The sequence below is a fragment of the Lachnoclostridium sp. An169 genome, assembly GCF_002160525.1.
GTDB classification, from domain to species: domain Bacteria; phylum Bacillota; class Clostridia; order Lachnospirales; family Lachnospiraceae; genus Mediterraneibacter; species Mediterraneibacter cottocaccae.
The window spans coordinates 1-19,442 of record NZ_NFKT01000039.1; the positions used below are offsets into that span (position 1 = coordinate 1).

15 protein-coding genes and 1 pseudogene are annotated in these 19,442 nt (G+C 46.5%); 12 read left to right on the top strand and 4 right to left on the bottom strand.

Features of this window, described 5'->3' with window-relative positions; all coding sequences use genetic code 11:
• The first annotated feature begins 127 nt into the window (after positions 1–127).
• The 9 genes from B5F07_RS19285 to B5F07_RS22425 all read left to right on the top strand — a co-directional run bounded on the left by B5F07_RS19285 (position 128) and on the right by B5F07_RS22425 (position 12,721).
• Positions 128–1,036 carry an ABC transporter permease gene (locus B5F07_RS19285; RefSeq protein WP_330397903.1) on the top strand — a complete coding sequence of 303 codons (909 nt, stop codon included), beginning with the start codon at positions 128–130 and terminating at the stop codon, positions 1,034–1,036.
• A gap of 10 nt (positions 1,037–1,046) precedes the next feature.
• Positions 1,047–1,925, top strand: coding sequence for a carbohydrate ABC transporter permease (locus B5F07_RS19290; RefSeq protein WP_087162842.1), 879 nt, complete (start codon positions 1,047–1,049; stop codon positions 1,923–1,925).
• Between the two features lie 51 nt (positions 1,926–1,976).
• The gene (locus B5F07_RS19295) at positions 1,977–3,491 is read left to right on the top strand and encodes a tannase/feruloyl esterase family alpha/beta hydrolase (protein WP_087162843.1); all 1,515 of its coding nucleotides are present in this window, start codon (positions 1,977–1,979) and stop codon (positions 3,489–3,491) included.
• A gap of 190 nt (positions 3,492–3,681) precedes the next feature.
• A complete protein-coding gene (locus B5F07_RS19300) occupies positions 3,682–5,043 on the top strand; it encodes an alpha/beta hydrolase family protein (RefSeq protein WP_087162844.1) in 1,362 nt (453 codons plus the stop codon).
• Between the two features lie 40 nt (positions 5,044–5,083).
• A complete protein-coding gene (locus B5F07_RS19305; RefSeq protein WP_140398054.1) occupies positions 5,084–7,771 on the top strand; it encodes a glycosyl hydrolase in 2,688 nt (895 codons plus the stop codon).
• Positions 7,772–7,879: 108 nt separating this feature from the next.
• A complete protein-coding gene (locus B5F07_RS19310; protein WP_442911417.1) occupies positions 7,880–8,857 on the top strand; it encodes an aldo/keto reductase in 978 nt (325 codons plus the stop codon).
• A gap of 35 nt (positions 8,858–8,892) precedes the next feature.
• Positions 8,893–10,011 carry a pectin acetylesterase-family hydrolase gene (locus tag B5F07_RS19315; protein WP_087162847.1) on the top strand — a complete coding sequence of 373 codons (1,119 nt, stop codon included), beginning with the start codon at positions 8,893–8,895 and terminating at the stop codon, positions 10,009–10,011.
• A gap of 65 nt (positions 10,012–10,076) precedes the next feature.
• A complete protein-coding gene (locus B5F07_RS19320; protein ID WP_162613182.1) occupies positions 10,077–12,491 on the top strand; it encodes an alpha-L-rhamnosidase-related protein in 2,415 nt (804 codons plus the stop codon).
• 62 nt (positions 12,492–12,553) lie between these two features.
• On the top strand, positions 12,554–12,721 hold the full coding sequence (locus B5F07_RS22425) for a serine hydrolase (protein ID WP_140398055.1): 168 nt from the start codon (positions 12,554–12,556) through the stop codon (positions 12,719–12,721).
• On the opposite strand, the gene B5F07_RS19325 is transcribed toward B5F07_RS22425, so the two are convergent.
• The 4 genes from B5F07_RS19325 to B5F07_RS19340 all read right to left on the bottom strand — a co-directional run bounded on the left by B5F07_RS19325 (position 12,712) and on the right by B5F07_RS19340 (position 16,160).
• Positions 12,712–13,860: a tannase/feruloyl esterase family alpha/beta hydrolase gene (locus B5F07_RS19325; RefSeq protein WP_087162849.1), complete on the bottom strand. Its 1,149-nt coding sequence runs from the start codon at positions 13,858–13,860 to the stop codon at positions 12,712–12,714. The two genes, B5F07_RS22425 and B5F07_RS19325, sit on opposite strands and share 10 nt — an antisense overlap.
• Positions 13,861–13,945: 85 nt before the next feature.
• Positions 13,946–15,085, bottom strand: coding sequence for a pectin acetylesterase-family hydrolase (locus B5F07_RS19330; protein WP_087162850.1), 1,140 nt, complete (start codon positions 15,083–15,085; stop codon positions 13,946–13,948).
• A 12-nt stretch (positions 15,086–15,097) separates the two neighbouring features.
• A complete protein-coding gene (locus B5F07_RS23195; RefSeq protein WP_087162851.1) occupies positions 15,098–15,745 on the bottom strand; it encodes an MFS transporter in 648 nt (215 codons plus the stop codon).
• The gene (locus tag B5F07_RS19340; protein ID WP_087162852.1) at positions 15,738–16,160 is read right to left on the bottom strand and encodes a sigma-70 family RNA polymerase sigma factor; all 423 of its coding nucleotides are present in this window, start codon (positions 16,158–16,160) and stop codon (positions 15,738–15,740) included. The genes B5F07_RS23195 and B5F07_RS19340 overlap by 8 nt, the downstream gene beginning before the upstream one ends.
• A 392-nt stretch (positions 16,161–16,552) precedes the next feature.
• Between B5F07_RS19340 and B5F07_RS19350 the strand changes: the two are divergent.
• From B5F07_RS19350 to B5F07_RS19360, 3 genes and pseudogenes are all read left to right on the top strand, one after another.
• Positions 16,553–16,744: pseudogene (locus tag B5F07_RS19350) on the top strand (relaxase/mobilization nuclease domain-containing protein); the annotation flags it as partial.
• Between the two features lies 1 nt (position 16,745).
• Positions 16,746–17,636 carry a helix-turn-helix domain-containing protein gene (locus B5F07_RS19355; RefSeq protein WP_087162854.1) on the top strand — a complete coding sequence of 297 codons (891 nt, stop codon included), beginning with the start codon at positions 16,746–16,748 and terminating at the stop codon, positions 17,634–17,636.
• 1 nt (position 17,637) lies between these two features.
• Positions 17,638–19,032, top strand: coding sequence for a site-specific integrase (locus B5F07_RS19360; protein WP_087162855.1), 1,395 nt, complete (start codon positions 17,638–17,640; stop codon positions 19,030–19,032).
• The last annotated feature ends 410 nt before the right edge of the window (positions 19,033–19,442 follow it).

Genomic DNA, 19,442 nt, shown 5'->3' on the forward strand with positions numbered 1-19,442 from the left:
TATCCTATTACTTAGTAAAAGTTGGAATATAAGTTGTAGAGCCGTATACGAGACCCGTACGTACGGTTCAATGGGAGGGGCGAGATTTTATTCTCCCTCTACCCTATTTATAATGGAGGTATGAATAGTGATAAGAAAATACAAACGTTATCTTCCTTTATTTTTGATGATGCTACCAGGACTGATATACCTGGTGATCAATAACTATATACCGATGTATGGGATTACCCTGGCATTTCGGTCGATTGATATGAAAAAGGGCGTATTTGGTGGTGACTGGGTAGGATTTGAGAATTTTGAATTCTTATTTAAAACAAAAGATGCCTTCATCATTACCAGAAATACGATTTTATACAATTTGGTGTTTATTGTTCTGAATATGGTTTTTGGCGTATTTGTAGCCATCTTGATGAGTGAACTTAGCAATAAGCTGCTGACCAAGGTTTACCAGACAGCACTGATGCTTCCGCACCTGATCTCTATGGTATTGGTAACATATCTGGTATATGCCTTTTTGAGTACCGAGAATGGCCTGCTCAACAAGACGATCCTGCCGGCACTGGGGTTGGAACCAGTAAACTGGTATATGACACCAGAAGCCTGGCCATTTATCCTTCCGATCGTAAATTTATGGAAGAGTATCGGGTTTAGTGCCATCGTGTATCTCTCATCGGTTGTAGGGATCGATAGGGCATATTATGAAGCGGCCGAACTGGACGGTGCCGGAAAATGGAAGCAGATCCGCTATATTACGCTGCCGCTGTTAAAACCGATCATTATCATGATGGTATTAATGCAGGTTGGACGTATTTTTTATTCCGATTTCGGCTTGTTCTATCAGGTGCCAATGAATTCTGGAATCTTAGCAAATACGACAAATGTAATTGATACCTATGTTTACAGGGGCCTGTTGCAGTTGGGAGATATCGGAATGTCTTCTGCTGCAGGAGCCTATCAGTCCTTGGTTGGATTTGTACTGATTCTGGGAGCGAACATGTTGGTTCGTAAGATCAGCCCGGATGACGCATTGTTTTAAGGGGGGCAGTATGAAGAAAGATATTTCATTTCACATATTTAAACATATTGTACTGATTGTACTTTCCTTGGCGTGTGTGATGCCGTTTTTGTTGATGATCATTGCTTCCTTCACAGAAAACAGTGAAATCGCGGTAAGGGGGTATTCGTTCTTTCCGGAGAATGTGACCTTTTTTGCATACCAGTATATTTTTGAACGGGCATCTATGATTTTTCGGGCATATGGTATTACGATATTGATCACGATCGTCGGCACTGCCTGTGGGCTTCTGATCAGTATGCTGTTGGCATATCCGATATCCAGAAAGGATATGCCGTTTAGAAACGTGTTCACCTTTTTTGTCTTCTTTACCATGCTCTTTAATGGTGGATTGGTACCGACCTATTTGATCTATACCCAGTGGTTTGGCATCAAAAATGAGATTTTTGCCCTGATCATCCCGAATCTGTTGATGAGCAGCGTAAATGTATTGTTGCTCCGGACCTATTTTGCCAACAACATTCCGGAGGCTGTGATAGAGTCGGCTTCCATGGATGGGGCAGGGGAACTCATGATTTTTATGCGGATCGTGATCCCGTTGTCAAAGCCGATTGTGGCAACGGTTGGGCTTTTGATCGGAATCGCCTACTGGAATGACTGGTACAATGGCATGGTTTATATTACCGATGAAAGTCTTTTCAGTCTGCAGAACTATCTGGCTCGCGTGAGTCAGGATATTCAGTTTATGATTAAAAGTTCAAACGCCAATTATGGAGAGATTGCAAATTTGCCTTCAGAGACCGTGCGAATGGCAATTGCGGTGCTGGGAAGTATGCCGATCATCTTAGCCTTCCCGCTTTTCCAGAAGTACTTTATCAAGGGCATTGCACTGGGAGCAGTAAAGGGATAATTGCGAAAAAGGGTGCGACTAGGGCGGAGACAAGAAGAATGGACGAACTGTATGATGACAACAGCAGAAGCAAAAAAGAGACTGGAAGAGGTTGTAATCGAGAATGGCGTGATCACCCAGATGGAGGTGATACCGGCCGATCCCAACCTGACAATACTGGCGTTTCAGACGGGACCGATGCCGGAATACTGCCTGGTATGTGTCCAGCTGGATCCGGGCGGAAATTCCCACATTCAGGTTGAACTCTGGTTACCGACAGAAACCTGGAATGGTAATTTCCTGGGAACCGGAAACGGTGGTGCCGCTGGCAGCATTGTTTCTCTCTCCTTGGTAGAAGGGGTGCGTGCCGGCTATGCTACCGCCAATACCGATCTGGGTACTTCCCTGGAACTGGGGGAGATGGTAGGCGCTCCGGAGCGTTGGGAAGATTTCGGCTACCTTGCCACCCACCGGATGACGGTGGTTGCCAAGCAGTTGATCGAGGCGTTTTATGGAAAACCGCCGAAATACTCCTATTTCCGTGGTGGTTCCACCGGTGGTCAGCAGGCATTACGGGAAGCGGAAAACTTTCCGCTGGATTATAACGGTATTCTGGTGGAAGCACCGGCAAACAACCGGACCAATCTCCATATCGGATTCGTATGGGACTGGCAGGCACTGACAAAAACACCGCAAGCCTACATCGACCAGAAAACCGCAGAGGCCATAAAAAGGCGAATCTACGAGGTATATGGTGATACCCCAACCGTAGAGCCATACGGCAAATTCCTGGCATATCCGCATTTGATCGACCTGGATATCAAAGTTCTGGAGGATATGAAGGATCCGGCCTTGCATCCGGATCAGATCGAAGCCCTGAAGGCAATCTATGCCGGACCGGTCGATCCGGTCACCGGAGAGCAAATCCACCTTCCTGTGGTCGTGCCGGGCAGTGAGGCTTCTCCTCTTGGTATTCCGGATCAGGGAGCAAAGGAGGATTTCCCGAAGACGTTATTCTTCATTTTGCACTGGCTGTATGGTTGGGATTTTGATTTTACCACCTTTGATTTTCATAACGATACGGCATATGTCCGTGAGAAACTCGATGCCATCCTGAATGCGGACACGGCGGATCTGTCCGGATTCCGGGCAGCAGGCGGTAAACTCTTGATGCTCCATGGAACGGCTGATCCGATCATCCCGTATACCAGTTCCCTGGACTATTATGAGCGCGTGATAAAGCTACAGGGCGGACTGGAATCCACCAAGGAGTTTTTCCGGTATTTCCTGATCCCTGGTCTGGCCCATTCCTTTGGTGGCCCGATCGTACAGATTATCGGAAACTACGGTGCTCCAAGGGATGTGGAACACGACCCGCTGGCAGCCCTTGCCGCCTGGGTGGAGGAGGAAAAAGCACCGGAACGCCTGCTGGCACTTCGGCTTCCGGAGGGTGACTTAAAAAATCTTTTCAGCCCACAGGGATTTGAAGCAGAGATTCCTGCATACGCGTATCCAAACCGGATGCAGTATATTGCCGGGGATCCGGCAAAGGCCGATAGTTATAACGCTGTTCCGATGGAACGATAGTGGAAGAACTACAGGAAAGTCATATCCGATTGGAGGAGGAAACAGAATGAGTTGTAGAGGAATTGAGATCGTGAATTTTCAGGAAGAAGGCTATAAGCCGCAGGCTCGTGGAAACCAGTAAAATAATCATGGGGGCATCGCATCAAGCGATGCTCCCATGATGATATCTAAAAGAGAAGAGAGGTATGTCATGAAACCGGAATATGCGAAAATAATGATGATGATATTGACCAAAAAACTGGGGGAAAGAATAGATAGTACGCCTCATACCCTTCAGAAAATAGAGGTTTGTTATATGACAAAAGCGGGTGTGCCGGATACCCGTACCCTGGGGGTGGCAATACCGGAAGGTGTAACTTTGCCGATCCCGGTTGCCTTTGTGGCCCATTATGGAATTGATGAGAGCACTGTTGGAGAAAATGAACTCTTGAAACATGGGATCGCAGTAGCGGGTGCATTGAATGTGACGTCGGAAGAAAATGCAAAAATGGCCGATGACGATCTGTATTTCAACAGTGCCTGTGTAGATGTCCTCAGAGGAATGCCGGAAGTGGATCGCAGTAAATTGATTATCACTGGTGGCTCTGCAGGTGGATTTATGACAATGATGCTGACAGCGATTCATTTAAATATCGCGGCTTCAATCTGTAACAGCGGTGTATTGAACTTTTATTTTACAGGAAATTATGCGTCAGCAATCAACAAGATTAATTATGAGGCGTTGAGAATGGTATCGGAGGAACCGGGCAGAGATCTGCAGAAGCTGATTGAATTGGTACCATTCCCTCTTCATGGATCCGTATTTTCAACCTTCGGAGATAGTCATGCGAATGATGATGAATATAAGGATAGAATGAAAGTTGGCTCGGAGTTTTCACCTGTATACTATTATGATTGCTATTCTAATCCAGTCCTGTTTACTCATTATACGGCGGACAGTCTGGTTCCGATCGATCAGATTACCAAAAAGTACACATATGAAGTAAATGGCAACTCCATTCCGAGAGAGTTGTCTACTCGTATGTCTGACTATGATCTTCCTGGTGGCGCGGATAAAGCGATGGACGAATTGCTTCCATCGGATCAAATACATATGACCTGTATTAAGGTGAAGGAAATTGGTGCAGGCACCACTTTGCAAGCACCATTTGACCCGGAGAAAAAATATAATTTTGTCATTTGTGATGATGGGGCAGTGGAAGCATATTATGGGCACATGGCTTATGAGACCTGTCAGCTTGGCATTGCGGAATATGCGGTACGGATGTTGAAGAATGCCCCAGAGGCGCGATATGATCTTTCCAGAGAGAAGCTACTCTTAATGATGGAGCGCTATGCCGGAACATCCAAATTAATACCTAGTTTTATAAATGAGGATAACAACGTATATGGTACACCGGAAATGAATAAAAGAAGTGTTCTTTCAGAATTGAAAGATTATGTGAAAGATACTGGAAATATAGATGCACTACGGAAGTTGTTGGGTGAAGTGGCAGAAGATCATCCAGAACTTCAAGAAGCAGTGGAAGAATGTAAAACACTGCTATTATGAGCAAGAGTAAGGGCTAAGCATCAAGGAGGCTGAACATATTATGAAAACAGTGATCAGTAACCTGCTTCAAAATAGAGGAGGAAACTATATCCTCCCATTCTTTTGGCAGCATGGAGAGTTGGAAGACGTTTTAAGAGAATATATGAGAGCCATCCACGAAAGTGGTATTGGTGCGGTGTGTGTAGAATCACGGCCTCATCCTGATTATGCAGGGCCACAATGGTGGCGGGATATGGATATTATCCTGGATGAGGCGAAACAGCGAGATATGAAGGTATGGATTCTGGATGATGCTCATTTCCCGACCGGATATGCAGTGGGTAAAATGAAAGAAGCAGAGCCGGAATTATGCAAACAATATATTGATTGCTACACGGTAGATGTATGTGGACCGGTACCACAGGCCCTGCTTCCTGTGACGGAAATGCTGCGATACAGTATAAAGGAAAGACAGAGAAGCACAGAAGATCGTTTGTTTCAGGATGATAAGGTGCTGCGTATCGTTGCCTCCAGGCTGATATGCGGCAACGATGTGGATGATACGTTGCTGGATATTACGGACAAGATGGTAGGTGATGTTCTGGAGTGGGATGTACCAGAGGGGATGTGGAGAATTTTCGTACTCTATTCCACGAAAAACGGTGGTGCAAGAACAGACTATATCAATATGCTGGACGAACAATCCTGCCGCGTGCTGATCGATGCGGTATATGAACCGCACTGGGAACATTATAAAGAGGATTTTGGCAAAACCATTGCCGGTTTCTTTTCGGACGAACCCGCTATAGGTAATACCATCGGATTCTATATGGATGAATCCATCGGTCGGAAAGATATGCCGCTTCCGTGGAGCAGGAATATGCCGACATGGATGAGTGAACAGTTGGGTGAAGATTATGAGCGTCTGCTTCCGGCTCTTTGGACCCGAGTAGGCAGCGAGGAACTGACTGCTAAGGTGCGTTATGCATACATGAATGCAGTAACTCAGCTGGTAGATCGCTGTTTTTCGGGTCAGATCGGTAAGTGGTGTGAGGATCATGGTGTGGAGTACATCGGTCATATCATTGAGGATAATAACCAGCACAGTCACCTTGGATGCAGTCAAGGACACTTTTTCCGTTCCATGTATGGACAGCACATGTCAGGAATTGATGATATTGGCGGACAGGTGATACTGGGCGGTGAAAATCATATTCGGAAAAAACGATATGAAGCCAATGGAGACGGAGAGTTCTATCATTTTGCCTTGGGAAAACTGGGATCCTCCTTAGCACATATCGACCCGAAGAAGAAGGGACGTGCCATGTGCGAAATTTTTGGTGCGTACGGCTGGGAATTTGGCGTAAGAAGTCAAAAGTACGTGCTTGATCACTTCCTGGTACGCGGCATTAATGTTTATGTACCGCATGCATTTTCGCCGAAGGCCTTCCCGGATCCGGATTGTCCGCCTCATTTCTACGCCCACGGCGAGAATCCGCAGTACCGTCATTTCGGCAAATTGATGCATTATATGAACCGCATGTGTGAACTGTTAAATGATGGCCATCATGTGGCACCAGTGGCCTTGCTCTATCATGGGGAGGCGGAATGGACTGGTAATTATATGTATCTGCAGAAGCCGGCACGTCATCTGCTCGAGCATCAGATCGATTTTGATATTCTGCCATCGGATCTGTTTGCGGACATGGACTATTTTCATGCACATTTCGATCATACTCTTAAGGTAAACGGGGAAGAATATCAGACCTTGGTGATCCCTTATGCTCAATTCATTACAAAAGAAGTGGCGATGTTTGCGAGCAGGGCGTCACAGGCGGGTTATCCGGTAGTGTTCGTGGACGCTCTGCCAGAAGGCATTTGTGACATGCATCACGAGGCAGAAGAGACGATCTTACTGGCAAGTCTGAAATCCTGTCACGTGGTATCCTTGAATGACCTGGCAGCATGGCTTACTGAGAATAAATGGAATGAGATCCTCTCTGTTACTCCGTTTGCCAGATTGCGATATTATCATTATATAAAGAACGATGTGCATATGTACCTGTTTAATAACGAAGATCCAGGTGTAGCTTTCGATGGCGATGTCTATGTACCAGTGAAGGGACCGGTAAACCTGTATGATGCCATGGAAAATCTGGTATATCCTGCTTGTGCTGATGAGTGTGAAGAGGGAGCATGGCTTCACGTGCATCTGGAACCATACCAGACCGAGTTGTATATTTTCTCCGATCTATCGGAGTACGAGACCAGTAAGGCTTGTGTTGCGGATGGTCAGTGGAGTCAGGTTGAGGCTAAATGGTCATTGAGTTTTGCCAAAGCCAAAGAGTATCCGAATTTTCACAGTACAGAGGAACTGACCGAACTGACCAATGTGGGTAAAAATCATCCGGATTTTTCAGGCTTCATGCGTTATGAGACAGATATCGAGATCCTGGAACCAGGAGAGAGTCAGACTCTTATCCATCTGGAGGATGCTTATGAAGGGGTGGAAGTATGGATTAACGATCAATATGTCGGCATGAAGATCTGTCCACCATATACCTTTGATATCAGCAAGGCAGTGAAACCAGGGTATAATAGCCTTCGCATCGAAGTGGCCAATACGCTGGCAAATCACGTACGACATATTGCTACTGAAAACATGGTAAAGTCCAATATCCGTAGAAATGGCATAACCATGGTGGCCCCAAGCGGTATCATCGGGAAAGTAAGCATTATTACAAAATGAGCATCAAGGATGGTGTTAATATGGTGGAAAATAAGAAACCAGAGTATCTTGATCAAACTGGCAGCAGAAAGGTTTGTATTGAGAGGGGTTAACTGACCATTGAATGAGGTGATTGTATTGAAATATCATTATCTTGCTGGAACTGGAATACAGGTATCACAGCTGAGCCTGGGTACCATGATGTTTGGAGGGCAGACCTCCGAGAAGGATAGTTTTTCCATTATGGATTACGCCTACGAACACGGTGTGAATTTTTTTGATACTGCGAATGTGTATAATGGAGGAGAGAGCGAGCGGGTTGTTGGGAAATGGATGAAAGACCATCGGGAACACGTTATTTTGGCAACCAAAGTATTTGGTCAGATGGGACCGGATCCAAATTCAGCGGGCCTGAGCCGTCGAAATATCCTGGCAGCGGCTGATGCCAGCCTGAAGAGACTGGATACAGAGTATATAGACATATACTATCTGCATGCCCCGGATCGTCATACCGATATCGAGGAAACTATGGATGCTATGAATGATCTGGTGAAAGCCGGGAAGATCCGTTACATAGGTGTAAGCAATTATGCGGCCTGGCAGATCGCAGACATTCTTCATATTTGTGATAAACGGAATTATGCAAAGCCGGTCATTACCGAGAATGTGTATAATCTGATAACCCGTGGCATCGAGTCGGAACTGGTTCCATTTTTGCAGAATCATAAGGTGGGGCTGTCTATTTATAATCCGATTGCAGGTGGCTTGCTGGCTGGAAAGCACAAACCAGGGAAACCGGCAGAGAATACCCGGTTTGCAAACAGCAAGGAGTACTATGATCGTTATTGGTCGGATAAAAACTTTGCCGCGATTGAGGAACTGGGAGAAATTGCAGCCAGATACAACGTGAAACTCCTGGAGCTGGCAATGAAATGGTGTGCGGTCCAACCGGCCGTAACAAGCATTATCAGCGGTGTTAGCCAGTTGGAGCAGATCCGGCAAAATATCGCTTCTCTCGCTGGGGATCCACTACCTGAAGAGGCAATGGAAGAAAGTGACCGTGTATGGAAAAACCTGGCGGGAAACAGTTTTTCCTATATCCGATAAAAACTTAAAAGTAAGAATATACAGAGGTAAACGAGATGAAGATGAGGTCGTTAACACCAGAGCAGCAGAAGTTGTATGACTCTGTCATGGCGGATCCGTATCCAGAACTTCCGGAGGATCCGGAGACGGGGACCTGGTATAAGGTGTCTTTGCCGGGCTGTGTTTGTAGTTGTGGTAAACCTTATTATGCCTATCTGAAAATTGGCTCGGAAAACAAACTGATGGTGATGTTTGAAGGAGGTGGCGTTGCCATCAACGAGTATACGGCAGCAAGACCGGGTGGACTTTTTTATGCAGGGACACAGAGATTCTACTTTGATGACGTGGATTTTTTGAGTATGGGAGCAACCATGACAGGAATCGGTGCAAATTCAGAGAATAATCCGTTTGCGGATTGGTCTGTCCTGTGTATCGGTTATGCTTCCGGCGATTTTCATACCGGTACTGCCAGTGGAAGTTATGTGGATGGTGATGGAGATGTGATCCAGACTCATTTTCATGGATATGAACATTTGTGCAAGCTAATGGAAATCACGAAAAAATGGGTTCCGGAGCCGGAAGCTCTTTTGGTCACCGGTTTCTCTGCCGGAGGGTTTGCCACATCGATCTTAACCGATGATGTGATAAGCTATTATCCTGATTGTAAGAATATCGTTTGTTGTGTGGATAGTGCGATCCTGCTTTATGATGATTGGCATAAGGCGGCAGTGGAATTATGGGGTTCACCGGCACATATTTCGGAGCGGTTAAAGACCAGGGATTTCAGCTACGATGGTTTAACCGCACTATATCAAAAATATGGTTCCAGGGTAAAATATCTTTATCTGACATCGATGCGGGACTGCCTGCTGTCACAATATCAAAACTACATTGATCATGGCGTTTTGGAATTTACGAAAGAAGCAGGTGATCGGTTTGAAGATTATGTAAAAACACTCTATCAGCGGATGAAGGCGGAGATGCCTGAAATGGTTTATTATTTCTTTGATCTGCTGGAACCTGCAGCACCAGAGGAGATGGGATTGACCGTACATACTCTGATCGCGTCAGAACGAGCATTTGATGGCTGTATGGATGGTATTTCAGCATCAACGTGGATCATGGATGCAGTTAACAGAAATCCAAAAAGTGTCGGACTAAGTTTGGTAGAGTAACGTTTCATATTCAGAGGGAACTTCCTTTGTTGTATGAAACAACACACATGGGAAAGGAGAATGGCATGAAGATGCCGATTGATCGTATGATGGTAAGAGAACAGGAATTTTGTTTTTTACAGGCGAGAGCAATATGGGGAGAGGATTTGAAGGAGTCTTATAATCAATTTGTTGGATTTCATACATATGTAGATCGAAAGAGAGAAGGAAAGGCTTCTTTTCGCATTGCGGCCAGGTCTTATTATCGTCTGTACCTGGATGGCAAAATGATTGCTCATGGACCAGCCAGGACAGCAGAAGGGTATTGCCGCGTGGATGAGTTTTCGGTGGAGATGAAGGGAGGCTGCCATATCGCCGTCGAGGTGGCAGCATACGATAAGCCGAAGAAGTACTGTAATGACTGTACGATGGAGCTGGGAATGCTTACCATGGAGATCCTGGATGAAGAGGGTGATGTCCTGACAGCCACAGGGCAGCCAGGCTGGACCTGCAGAGAGCTGACAGAACGCAGATCCTGTGTGGAAACCATGAGTCACAGCCGCGGGATCGTGGAATATTATGACTTGACGCCGGAAAGCTTTGACTGGAGAGTGCAGGAACTGATGGAAACGCCGGTACTGGTGGCGGAGGAACCCTTCTATTTGATCCGGCGTGCGCCTTATCCGACTTATCATGCGATCCCGTTTCCTACCTTGACTTCTTTGATGGATATGCGGCAGACCGGATCGCTAAAAGTCCATCGTACCACTCTGATCGCGAAAGCCGTGAATGCCCGTTGGTATGCTCAGATTCCGGAAGAGAACGTCTTTGTGGAAGAATTGATGGCGGAGGAAGATGCTCCGTTTACGGGCAAGTATCAGAGGGAACTCTTATCCGATTCCGGCCGACAGCGTGTCCATATGGTGCCAGGCCATGGGGATATGGGTGTGATGTGGGAAAGAAACGAATCCGAAGTGGGATTTTTGGATTTTTCAGTGACCGTAAGCTGTTCCTGTGTACTGGATGTGCTGAATTCGGATGTGTTGAATGAAGCCGGCATGCTGGAGGGGAATACCTATGTTACCCGATATCATCTGCAGCCGGGAAGTTATCATCTGACTACGTTTGAACCGAAATTAGTCCGCTATGTGAAAATGATCGTTCGCACAGCCGGCGAGGTCGTATTGATCTCTCCGGTTCTCCTGGATTATTCGTATCCGGATACCGAAAAATATGATTTCCGTTGCAGTGATAATGATCTGAACCGCATATATGATGCGGCAAGAAGGACACTGCGTTTAAATACCCTGGATATCTTTATGGACTGTCCGGAGCGGGAGCGAGGCGGCTGGCTCTGTGATTCCTACTTTACAGCCAGGGGTGCCTGGCAGATGTTTGGAGACCTTTCGGTGGAGCGGGATTTTATCGAGAATTTCATGCTGACGGGAGCAGAAGACTATCAAGACCATTTCTTTCCGGAAGTGTACCCGGGCGTACATGAACCCCGAAACGAACCTGGGATCCGAAACTGGTCCTTTTGGCTCTTAGAGGAATTGTATGAGTTTTTTGAACGATCCGGTGATCGGAAGCTGATTCGGCAGTGGGAAGAACGTGTGTCCATATTGCTGGATCATCTGATAACGCTGCGAGGTAAAAGTGGATTGTTGGAGGATATCGGAAGCCAATTTGTGGATTGGTCGTTGTCGAATGAAAGCTTTGCGATTGGTCCGATCTCGGTCCCAAACAACTGTCTGGCAGTGGACATGCTCCGCAAAATGGCGGAATTGTATGATCGGCTGGACTGGAGACAGGCAGCCGAAGAGATGCATGCGGTGCTGATGACCCTTCAGCAGAATGCGGGAGACAGTGTCAAATGGGAGGAGAACGAGCAAAGGGTGCAGCTAAAAAGCGGCACCTGTCGGACAGAGAGCGGGATCGCTCTGGAGATCTTTTCCGGATATCACAAAGAGGACCGCGCATTTTTGCACCGCTTTGTGGAGCAGATGGGACCGGCACCGATACATCGTTCCGATCCGAATATCGGAAAGTCAAACCTTTTCATCGGTCTGATGATCCGGTTTGCGGTGTTGGCAGAGATGGGAAAGGTAGACACCTTGGTTCGGGAGTGGAAGGCGCTCTATCTGGAAGAACTTCGGATCGGCCCGGGTACGTTGTTTGAATCCATTCAGGAGGATTCGGGCTGTCATGGTTTTAATGCCTGCGTGGGAGCAATGATGACACAGCTCATACTGGGTCTGGGAGAAGCCCGGCAGCGAAGCAAAACCATCACCATATCGCCTCATCCTTGTGGTTTAACATGGGCTTCTGGATCGGCGGGCTGTGAGGATGGTGATTTTTTCCTGCGGTGGTATGCGGATTATGAGGAGCATGAACTGGATATGATGCTTCTGCTTCCGGACGGGTGGAAAGCGGAGTATCGATTGCCGTTTGAATTGACTGGATGGAAAGTCCGGGTAAACGGAGAGGAACTGGCACCGTGATGGCAGCGATCCGTTGACCGGGTCGTGTACCGGTTCTTTGGTAGAAGAAAGGAGCATTGATTATGAGTGGGATCGTATTACAGGAGATGAAGAAGCTGGTGGCAGAAGAGATGCTGCCCGGCCTGGCGCTTCGGGTAAGACAGGGCGGAAAGATCGTATTGGATGAATGTGTTGGCTATGCCGACAGAGGAAATGGTGTCAAGGTAGCGGCAGATACGATCTACCGGTAGTAACGAATAGAGCTGGTGTAGGGAATGATGGGATCTGCTGTACCGTGAATCAAGAGCAGCTTGCCGCCCCGATCCCGGAAGGCAGAAAGGTCTGTATTATTTGCATTCAGATACTCGTCCAATTCCTTGTGGATTCGCTCTGCGTCCCTGTGGAAATCAAACTTCGTAAAGTCAAAATCCGCGCCAAAGAGCCATCGAAAAATATAGAAGTACGCATCGGAAAACTGTGGATGCTCGCAACGGTGAACCAGACCCATGTCGCAATTTTCGCTGCCAGGCACCACGGTTGACTCATAAATACGTTCGCCTGTTTCCGGATCCATGGCACCGGCATAAATTTTCATTAAGGCCTCGATTTGTTCGTTGTTTAATCCGGCTTCCACAAGCACCTGCGGTGTCATCTTAATCTGATGGGGATGATACATAAAATCATCACCCGGTTGGCGGCCCCCTTCCTCTCCGCACTGATCGAGGATTGCTTTTACCAGCTTCACCTCATCTTCAACAGTGAACATTCCCGTTTTACCGGCGTTGACAGCAATCCAATCCCATAAAAATCCCATATGCAGATTGGTTCTATCGTAGGCAGGAGCACTTGCAAGGATACCATCGTAATCCTCGGGATACCGCTGCGCCTCCATCAGCGCCTGCTGACCGCCAGTGGAGCAACCGCTAAAGTAAGAATATTTTGGCGGCACACCATAGTAGCTTTCGATAATTGCCTTGGCTGCTACAGTCATTAGGTGGGTAGCTCGGTAGCCAAAATCCCTCCAAACAGCCTTGTTGCCGATACCACAGTCTGGTCCAGCGGAGGTTCCCATATCCGTGTTGGCAACCGCAAAGCCCAACTTCAGCGGACCTACCATCACAAAGGGAACCAGCATTCCGGCGGCACCGCCATTTCCGGTACCTATAAAGTCACCGTTCCATTCCTTAGTGGGCAGCCATACCTCAATTCGAATATTGCTGCCTTCCTCCGGCTTGCAGGTCACACAAACTTTGATATGCTCCGGGGCAGAGCCGATAGGCAGTCCGGGAACCGCCATGTTTTGGCCTTCTTCCACCCATTCAATATCTGTGATGTCGCCTGCCTCAATATGTGTAGACGCGATTCGATTGCGAATTTCTTCAAAGTTCATTTGATTTCCTCTCCTTATTTCAATCTGCTTTCATATGACCATGGGACAGAATCACATCCGGTCACCAAACACACGGTGCTCTCACCTATTCTTTCAGCAGATCCAGACCGATCTGCTGTATATTTCCCGAGGTGGCCTGTTTGATCCATTCCATAGCAGTAGTACCCTCCACAGAGTATTCATAGACGGTTTTATCTCCTATAATGCAATGGATGGTAAGCACTTCCTTGGCGTGTTGCTTGTCCGGCGTATCGAAAACAAACAGTCCAACTCCGGGGATGTACTTGCGGAGAGCGTCACACATCTGCTGCAAATTCTTCTGGGCAACCATACCGGCTTCCTTTGAAAAGGAAAAATTACCATGATCAATGTAGTATTGCATACGAGCCAGAGCAGCGTCCCGAACGGAACAGGAAAACAGAATTTTGACCCGTTCGCCCCGCTTTTCGTGCAGGGCCGTCAGTGCGTCCAAGGTAATATTATCGCTATGGATTCTGTCCGCGATTTCTTTCGGTGTCTGCCACACATCTTTTGCAACAGAATCCCAATTCTTCAGTAGCAAAAAGCCACTGTCCACAAGGGTGACCACATTTCCACAGTTTGGATACAAGCCAATCAGATCATCCGCCAGCAGCGCCGTGCCGAATCCTCCACCGCTGCAGCCGCTGATTAGTAGTCTATCCGGAGCTGTAACAAATTGCGTCACTGTTTCCATTACCTTGCGGTAATTCCGATAGCCGTGGTGGTGCAGGATCCTCCTGCTCCCATCCAATGCTGTGTATGGGAAATCCCCACAACCGCTGTGGAAATCCCCAGTGTTATAAGGAAGAACCAGCTTTGACCAGCCCCGGAATGAATTTCTTTCACTGTCTTCCAAAATGCCTTTGTTCAGGCTAAGGTCTGAAAACAGATCCACATGGATCATGTAAAAGCCTTCTGCCATGTTTTTGCTGTACAGAGAAGCAGGTCTGGCTGCTGTATATTCGTTCCAGGATACACCGCCGCCCTGAAAAAACACGAGCAGATGATTCTCCGTTCCAAGGAAAAAATTCGCATGAGTACGTTCACCGTTGGCTGCGACGCATCCTTCCGGGTAAATGCGGTACCACTTTCCAGTCTCCGGCTTCTCCGGCAGCTCCGGGAAACGTTTTTTCTTAAGAAATGGAGTAATCAGTTTCAGCCAAAGGGGTTCCCGCTCCCATGACTCCAATTTAAAATCTGCCATATTGCAGCCTCCTTAGTATTTTCTTGACAGGCGGCTTTCGCACTCCTCACGGGTGATCTTGCCGGCGTTACACTGTGCCATCAGGGCAGCATCTTTATCTTTCAGGTTGTAGAAAGCGTACAGCAGCACGGCGGCGATAACAAAGCCAATGGCAGGAATCAGATAGCCCAACACCCACAGGGTGACTAACGCCTGGGGGGTCTGGGTCACGCCCTGAGTCGCAAGGTCCGCAAAGCTGTCGCCCACCACTTCCTGCCAGCCGCCTAACGCCAGAATGAACAGGGTAATGGAGCCTACTACACCGTTTAACGCCTTGTTGATAAAGGACTGGAGGGAATAGAAAATACCGGAGCAGTCCTTGCCGGTCTTATAACGGGTATAGTCGATGGTGTCCGGCGCAATGTAAGTTCTAACAACCGCGATCAACGCGTTTGGAATGGCACAAATGCCGCCAAGAACGATAAAAAACATTTTACTTTCCCTGCAGAAGAAGTAGATGATTAGCTGCGATGCTGCCAAAAGTACGAAGATAAAAGCCAGGAAATTCCGCTTGGAAAAGTAGCGGATATATCCGGCATAGTGGGAAAGAACGGTGTCGATTGCGTCCGGGTCGCCCTCATGGGCTTTGACGATTGTTTCATAGGGGAGAAGTTTACTCATAGCGTTTTCCCTCCATAAGCCGTCGGAGCCGTTTTAGGGCAAGCTGGATATGCCGCCCCGCTGTGCTGCGTGTCCTGCCGATATGTACGCCGATCACTCGCTGCGGCTGGCGCAGGAAATAGTAGCGGAAAATTTCTTCCTGTGCCTGCTCCGGCAAAAGGGCAAGGGCGGCGGCAAGTTCCGCATGATACAGAACAGCGGTCTGGCCGCAGGCGGTAAAAAGATATTCTTCAAGCTGCTCCGGCTCGGCAAACTGGACAAACTTCTCATTCATCAGATAGTCAAGGGAAACTTCCCGTTCCCACCTCCGGCGCAGCTTCAAAATTATATCTATGGCGGCGTGACGAATGACAACCTTGCAAAAGGCGTTAAAGGTGTACTGGATATGCACTTTGTAGTCTTCATCTTCGGTCATGGAAATTCCCCCTCTCTGATAATAGTGCGGGGCGGCAGCACTCCTTGCTGTCGCCCCTTGATTGCCTACCAGCAAAGGCGGGCGGGGCTGTCAACGGCGGCGCGTATGCGCCGTTCATCTTGACCGTTGACTGGCTCGGCTGGCTTTGCTACTTATCAACTTTGCGTAGTAGTATGCCACATACACAAATAGCCAGTATAAGAATTACTACCAGTGGCAACAAGTTTTCAAGCTGGAATGTACTATCTGCCATTACTTTATATCCCCATGAGACCGGAAAAATCTTTCCTACCATTTCAAATGCTTTTGGCAGCAATTCAATCGGGAACATAATTCCAGAAAGCATGATAGAGGGCAGAAAAATGATGATAGAGACCATAGAAGTTTTTGCCTGGGCGCAGAAAAAGGGACAGGCCGCGCTGGACAAGCAGAACGCCCCCATGATTGCAGGCGGTATCACGCCCCGGCAGACCAAGTTTGAAACGAACAAGGAGAAGCTGCGGCAGACTATACGGAAAGCCCTTGCCACCGCCGCCAGCTTTGACGAGTTTTCCTCTCTGCTGCTGCGGGAGGGCGTGACCGTCAATGGAAATAATTCGTGATGCACAGACAATCAAGACGAGAATGGAACAATTTCAGACCAGTCAAGATTTAAGGCAAAGAAAAACAATGTCAGTACCGGAAATGCGTAAGCTATTGGGATTAAAGAAAACCGAGAGCTACTGGCTCGTTCATAGAAATTTTTTTAAGACTGAGATGATAAGTGGTCAGATGCGCGTGGATCTGGAGAGCTTTGAAAGATGGTATGCAAATCAGGTGAAGCATAAAAAAGTCAATGGAGAAGAGCCTGGAATTGAATTGAAAAAAACTTCTTATTCATTTAGGGAAGCAGCAAATCTTTTGGGGGTGCATGATGCAGATATATATGTTGCCTGGAAAGAGAATGACTTAGAAACCTTCACTGTAGACTATGTTAAGCGTATACCGAAGGACGTATTTGAGAAATGGTATCTGAGTCAGAATAAATATCAAAAGGTAGACCGGGTCCCGACAGCGGAGGAGTTAGGGAGTGAATACATTTTGGTATTTGATGCAGCGGAACTTCTGGGTATTTCATATGAGGAATTAGTAAGGCTTTCCAAGTATGGTAAATATAAGTGCATTTTGAAAATAACTGTTTTTGAAAATAAGAAGTGGTTTCTAAAGAAGAATTTCCAAAACTTCCTGAATGCACAGAATGAGTATCAGCTGATTGGTCCGGTAGTGAAAGAACGGATGGACAGGAAAAAGGAATTGGAAACAAAGGAATATATATCCCGTGAGGAAGCTGCTGTTTTGGCTGGGGTTACCAAGTCAACAATTACTAAGTGGGTACAGGCAAATAAATTTCCATGTGTAGGTGCCGGAAAGGTCCTGCGCATAAAAAGAGATGATTTTTTGCAGTGGATAGACAACAATCGGGAAGGGGTGAATTGATATGGCTTCCATTCAAAGGAGAGGAAAGAAATACTGCGTAGTTTACAGATATCAGGACGAAGAGGGAAATGTCCATCAAAAATGGGAAACATTCGATAACCAGAAAGATGCTGATAAACGTAAGAAGGAAGTAGACTATAAAATAGCATTAGGACAATTTGAGGTACCAAAGTGTGCAAAGGTTAAAGAGCTTTTGGATGAATATGTGAAGATCTATGGCCATAATAAATGGGGTGTGTCTACCTACGATGGGAATATGGCACTCATTAACAATTACATTCTTCCTACCATTGGCGATGTCAAACTGTCTGACATAAATAATCACTTTATGGAAAAGTATTATAAGGAATTATTGAAAATGCCGGCGGTAAAGAGTACAAGGAACAGGAAAGGACTGCATACCATCTCGGCTGCAACTATCAATGATATACACAAGCTTCTCAGGAGTTGTTTCAGACAGGCCGTAAAATGGGGGCTGATGGAAAAGAACCCGGCAATCGATGCGACAGTCCCAAAATATAAGAAAAAGGAAAGAGAAATATGGACAGCTGAAATGCTCATGCAGGCTTTGGATGCCTGTGATAATAAATGGCTGAGAGTTGCGTTTCATCTGGCATTTACGGCGACCTTAAGAATAGGAGAATTACGGGGGCTGACCTGGGACTGTGTGGATATATCGGAGGAGGCAATTGAGGAAAACCGGTCGTATATCATTATAAATAAAGAAGTGGTACGGGTATCAAAGAAGGCCGTTGAAGAACTGGATGAAAAAGACATTATTCTGATTTTCCCATCTATAGCGAAAGATAATAAAACTGTACGAGTGCTGAAAACCCCAAAGACAGAGAGCAGCGTTCGAAAAGTATTTATCCCAAGATCGGTTGCTTTATGTCTGAAGGAGTTAAAACAGGAGCAGGATGATTTGATAGACGCATTAGGCAGTGAATATCATAATTATAATCTTGTGATGGCAACAACCTTTGGCTACCCTATCAGTGGCAGCTATCTGAGGGAGAAAATGCAGAAAGTAATTGATGAACAGGGATTACCTGATGTGGTATTTCACAGTCTCCGACATACCAGTGTTACTTATAAATTGAAGCTGAGCGGAGGGGATATCAAAGCAGTTCAGGGTGATTCCGGCCATGCGCAGGCTGATATGGTAACGGAAGTATACGGGCACATTTTAGACGAGGATCGTAGAAAGAATGCAGAGCTTATTGAAAGTGCATTTTATAATAAGGAAAATCTCAGTCCGAATATGCATGGTCAGGTGCCAAAGAGTAAAACGGTATCTGTTCCGGATGGAGTTGATGCAGAGTTACTTATGAAGGTTTTGGAGAACTCTGAAATGGCAGCATTACTTACTTCTCTGGCCAAGACAATGAAAGTCTAATATATAGAAGAAATAGCGATTTTGTGAAGGGAGACCGGAAGCAATATCGCTATTTTTGTGTATGAGATAATGTGAGTAAAAATAAGTCAATGAGGGTCAAAAAAACATCGACATCCGACCATGAACACGTTATAATATAGGTAATCTAATAGAAATATTGAGCTATCATTACTGAACAGTTCAAAGAGAATGGTAGCCATATCAGTGAAATCGATGGAACTCAAAGGTTAACACCTTTTGTTTGCATTTCTAACAAACTGCTAACAAGAATTGATTTTCAGAGATTATTTTCTATTAACTTAGATTGACACAAAATTACAGGAAAGTCAGTAAAATCAATGCTTTCCTTGACTTATCTTTACAACCCTTGACAGGGAAAAACACCCCTCGGCGTCGCTCCTAAGCGGAAG

Excerpts from the sequence above, each read along its gene's own strand:
- B5F07_RS19330 (WP_087162850.1), bottom strand. The coding sequence starts at position 15,085 with ATGGCAGATTTTAAATTGGAGTCATGGGAGCGGGAACCCCTTTGGCTG.
- B5F07_RS19355 (WP_087162854.1), top strand. The coding sequence starts at position 16,746 with ATGGAAATAATTCGTGATGCACAGACAATCAAGACGAGAATGGAACAA.
- B5F07_RS19320 (WP_162613182.1), top strand. The coding sequence starts at position 10,077 with ATGAAGATGCCGATTGATCGTATGATGGTAAGAGAACAGGAATTTTGT.
- B5F07_RS19325 (WP_087162849.1), bottom strand. The coding sequence starts at position 13,860 with ATGAACTTTGAAGAAATTCGCAATCGAATCGCGTCTACACATATTGAG.
- B5F07_RS23195 (WP_087162851.1), bottom strand. The coding sequence starts at position 15,745 with ATGAGTAAACTTCTCCCCTATGAAACAATCGTCAAAGCCCATGAGGGC.
- B5F07_RS22425 (WP_140398055.1), top strand. The coding sequence starts at position 12,554 with ATGAGTGGGATCGTATTACAGGAGATGAAGAAGCTGGTGGCAGAAGAG.
- B5F07_RS19360 (WP_087162855.1), top strand. The coding sequence starts at position 17,638 with ATGGCTTCCATTCAAAGGAGAGGAAAGAAATACTGCGTAGTTTACAGA.
- B5F07_RS19290 (WP_087162842.1), top strand. The coding sequence starts at position 1,047 with ATGAAGAAAGATATTTCATTTCACATATTTAAACATATTGTACTGATT.
- B5F07_RS19305 (WP_140398054.1), top strand. The coding sequence starts at position 5,084 with ATGAAAACAGTGATCAGTAACCTGCTTCAAAATAGAGGAGGAAACTAT.
- B5F07_RS19315 (WP_087162847.1), top strand. The coding sequence starts at position 8,893 with ATGAAGATGAGGTCGTTAACACCAGAGCAGCAGAAGTTGTATGACTCT.
- B5F07_RS19300 (WP_087162844.1), top strand. The coding sequence starts at position 3,682 with ATGAAACCGGAATATGCGAAAATAATGATGATGATATTGACCAAAAAA.
- B5F07_RS19295 (WP_087162843.1), top strand. The coding sequence starts at position 1,977 with ATGATGACAACAGCAGAAGCAAAAAAGAGACTGGAAGAGGTTGTAATC.
- B5F07_RS19340 (WP_087162852.1), bottom strand. The coding sequence starts at position 16,160 with ATGACCGAAGATGAAGACTACAAAGTGCATATCCAGTACACCTTTAAC.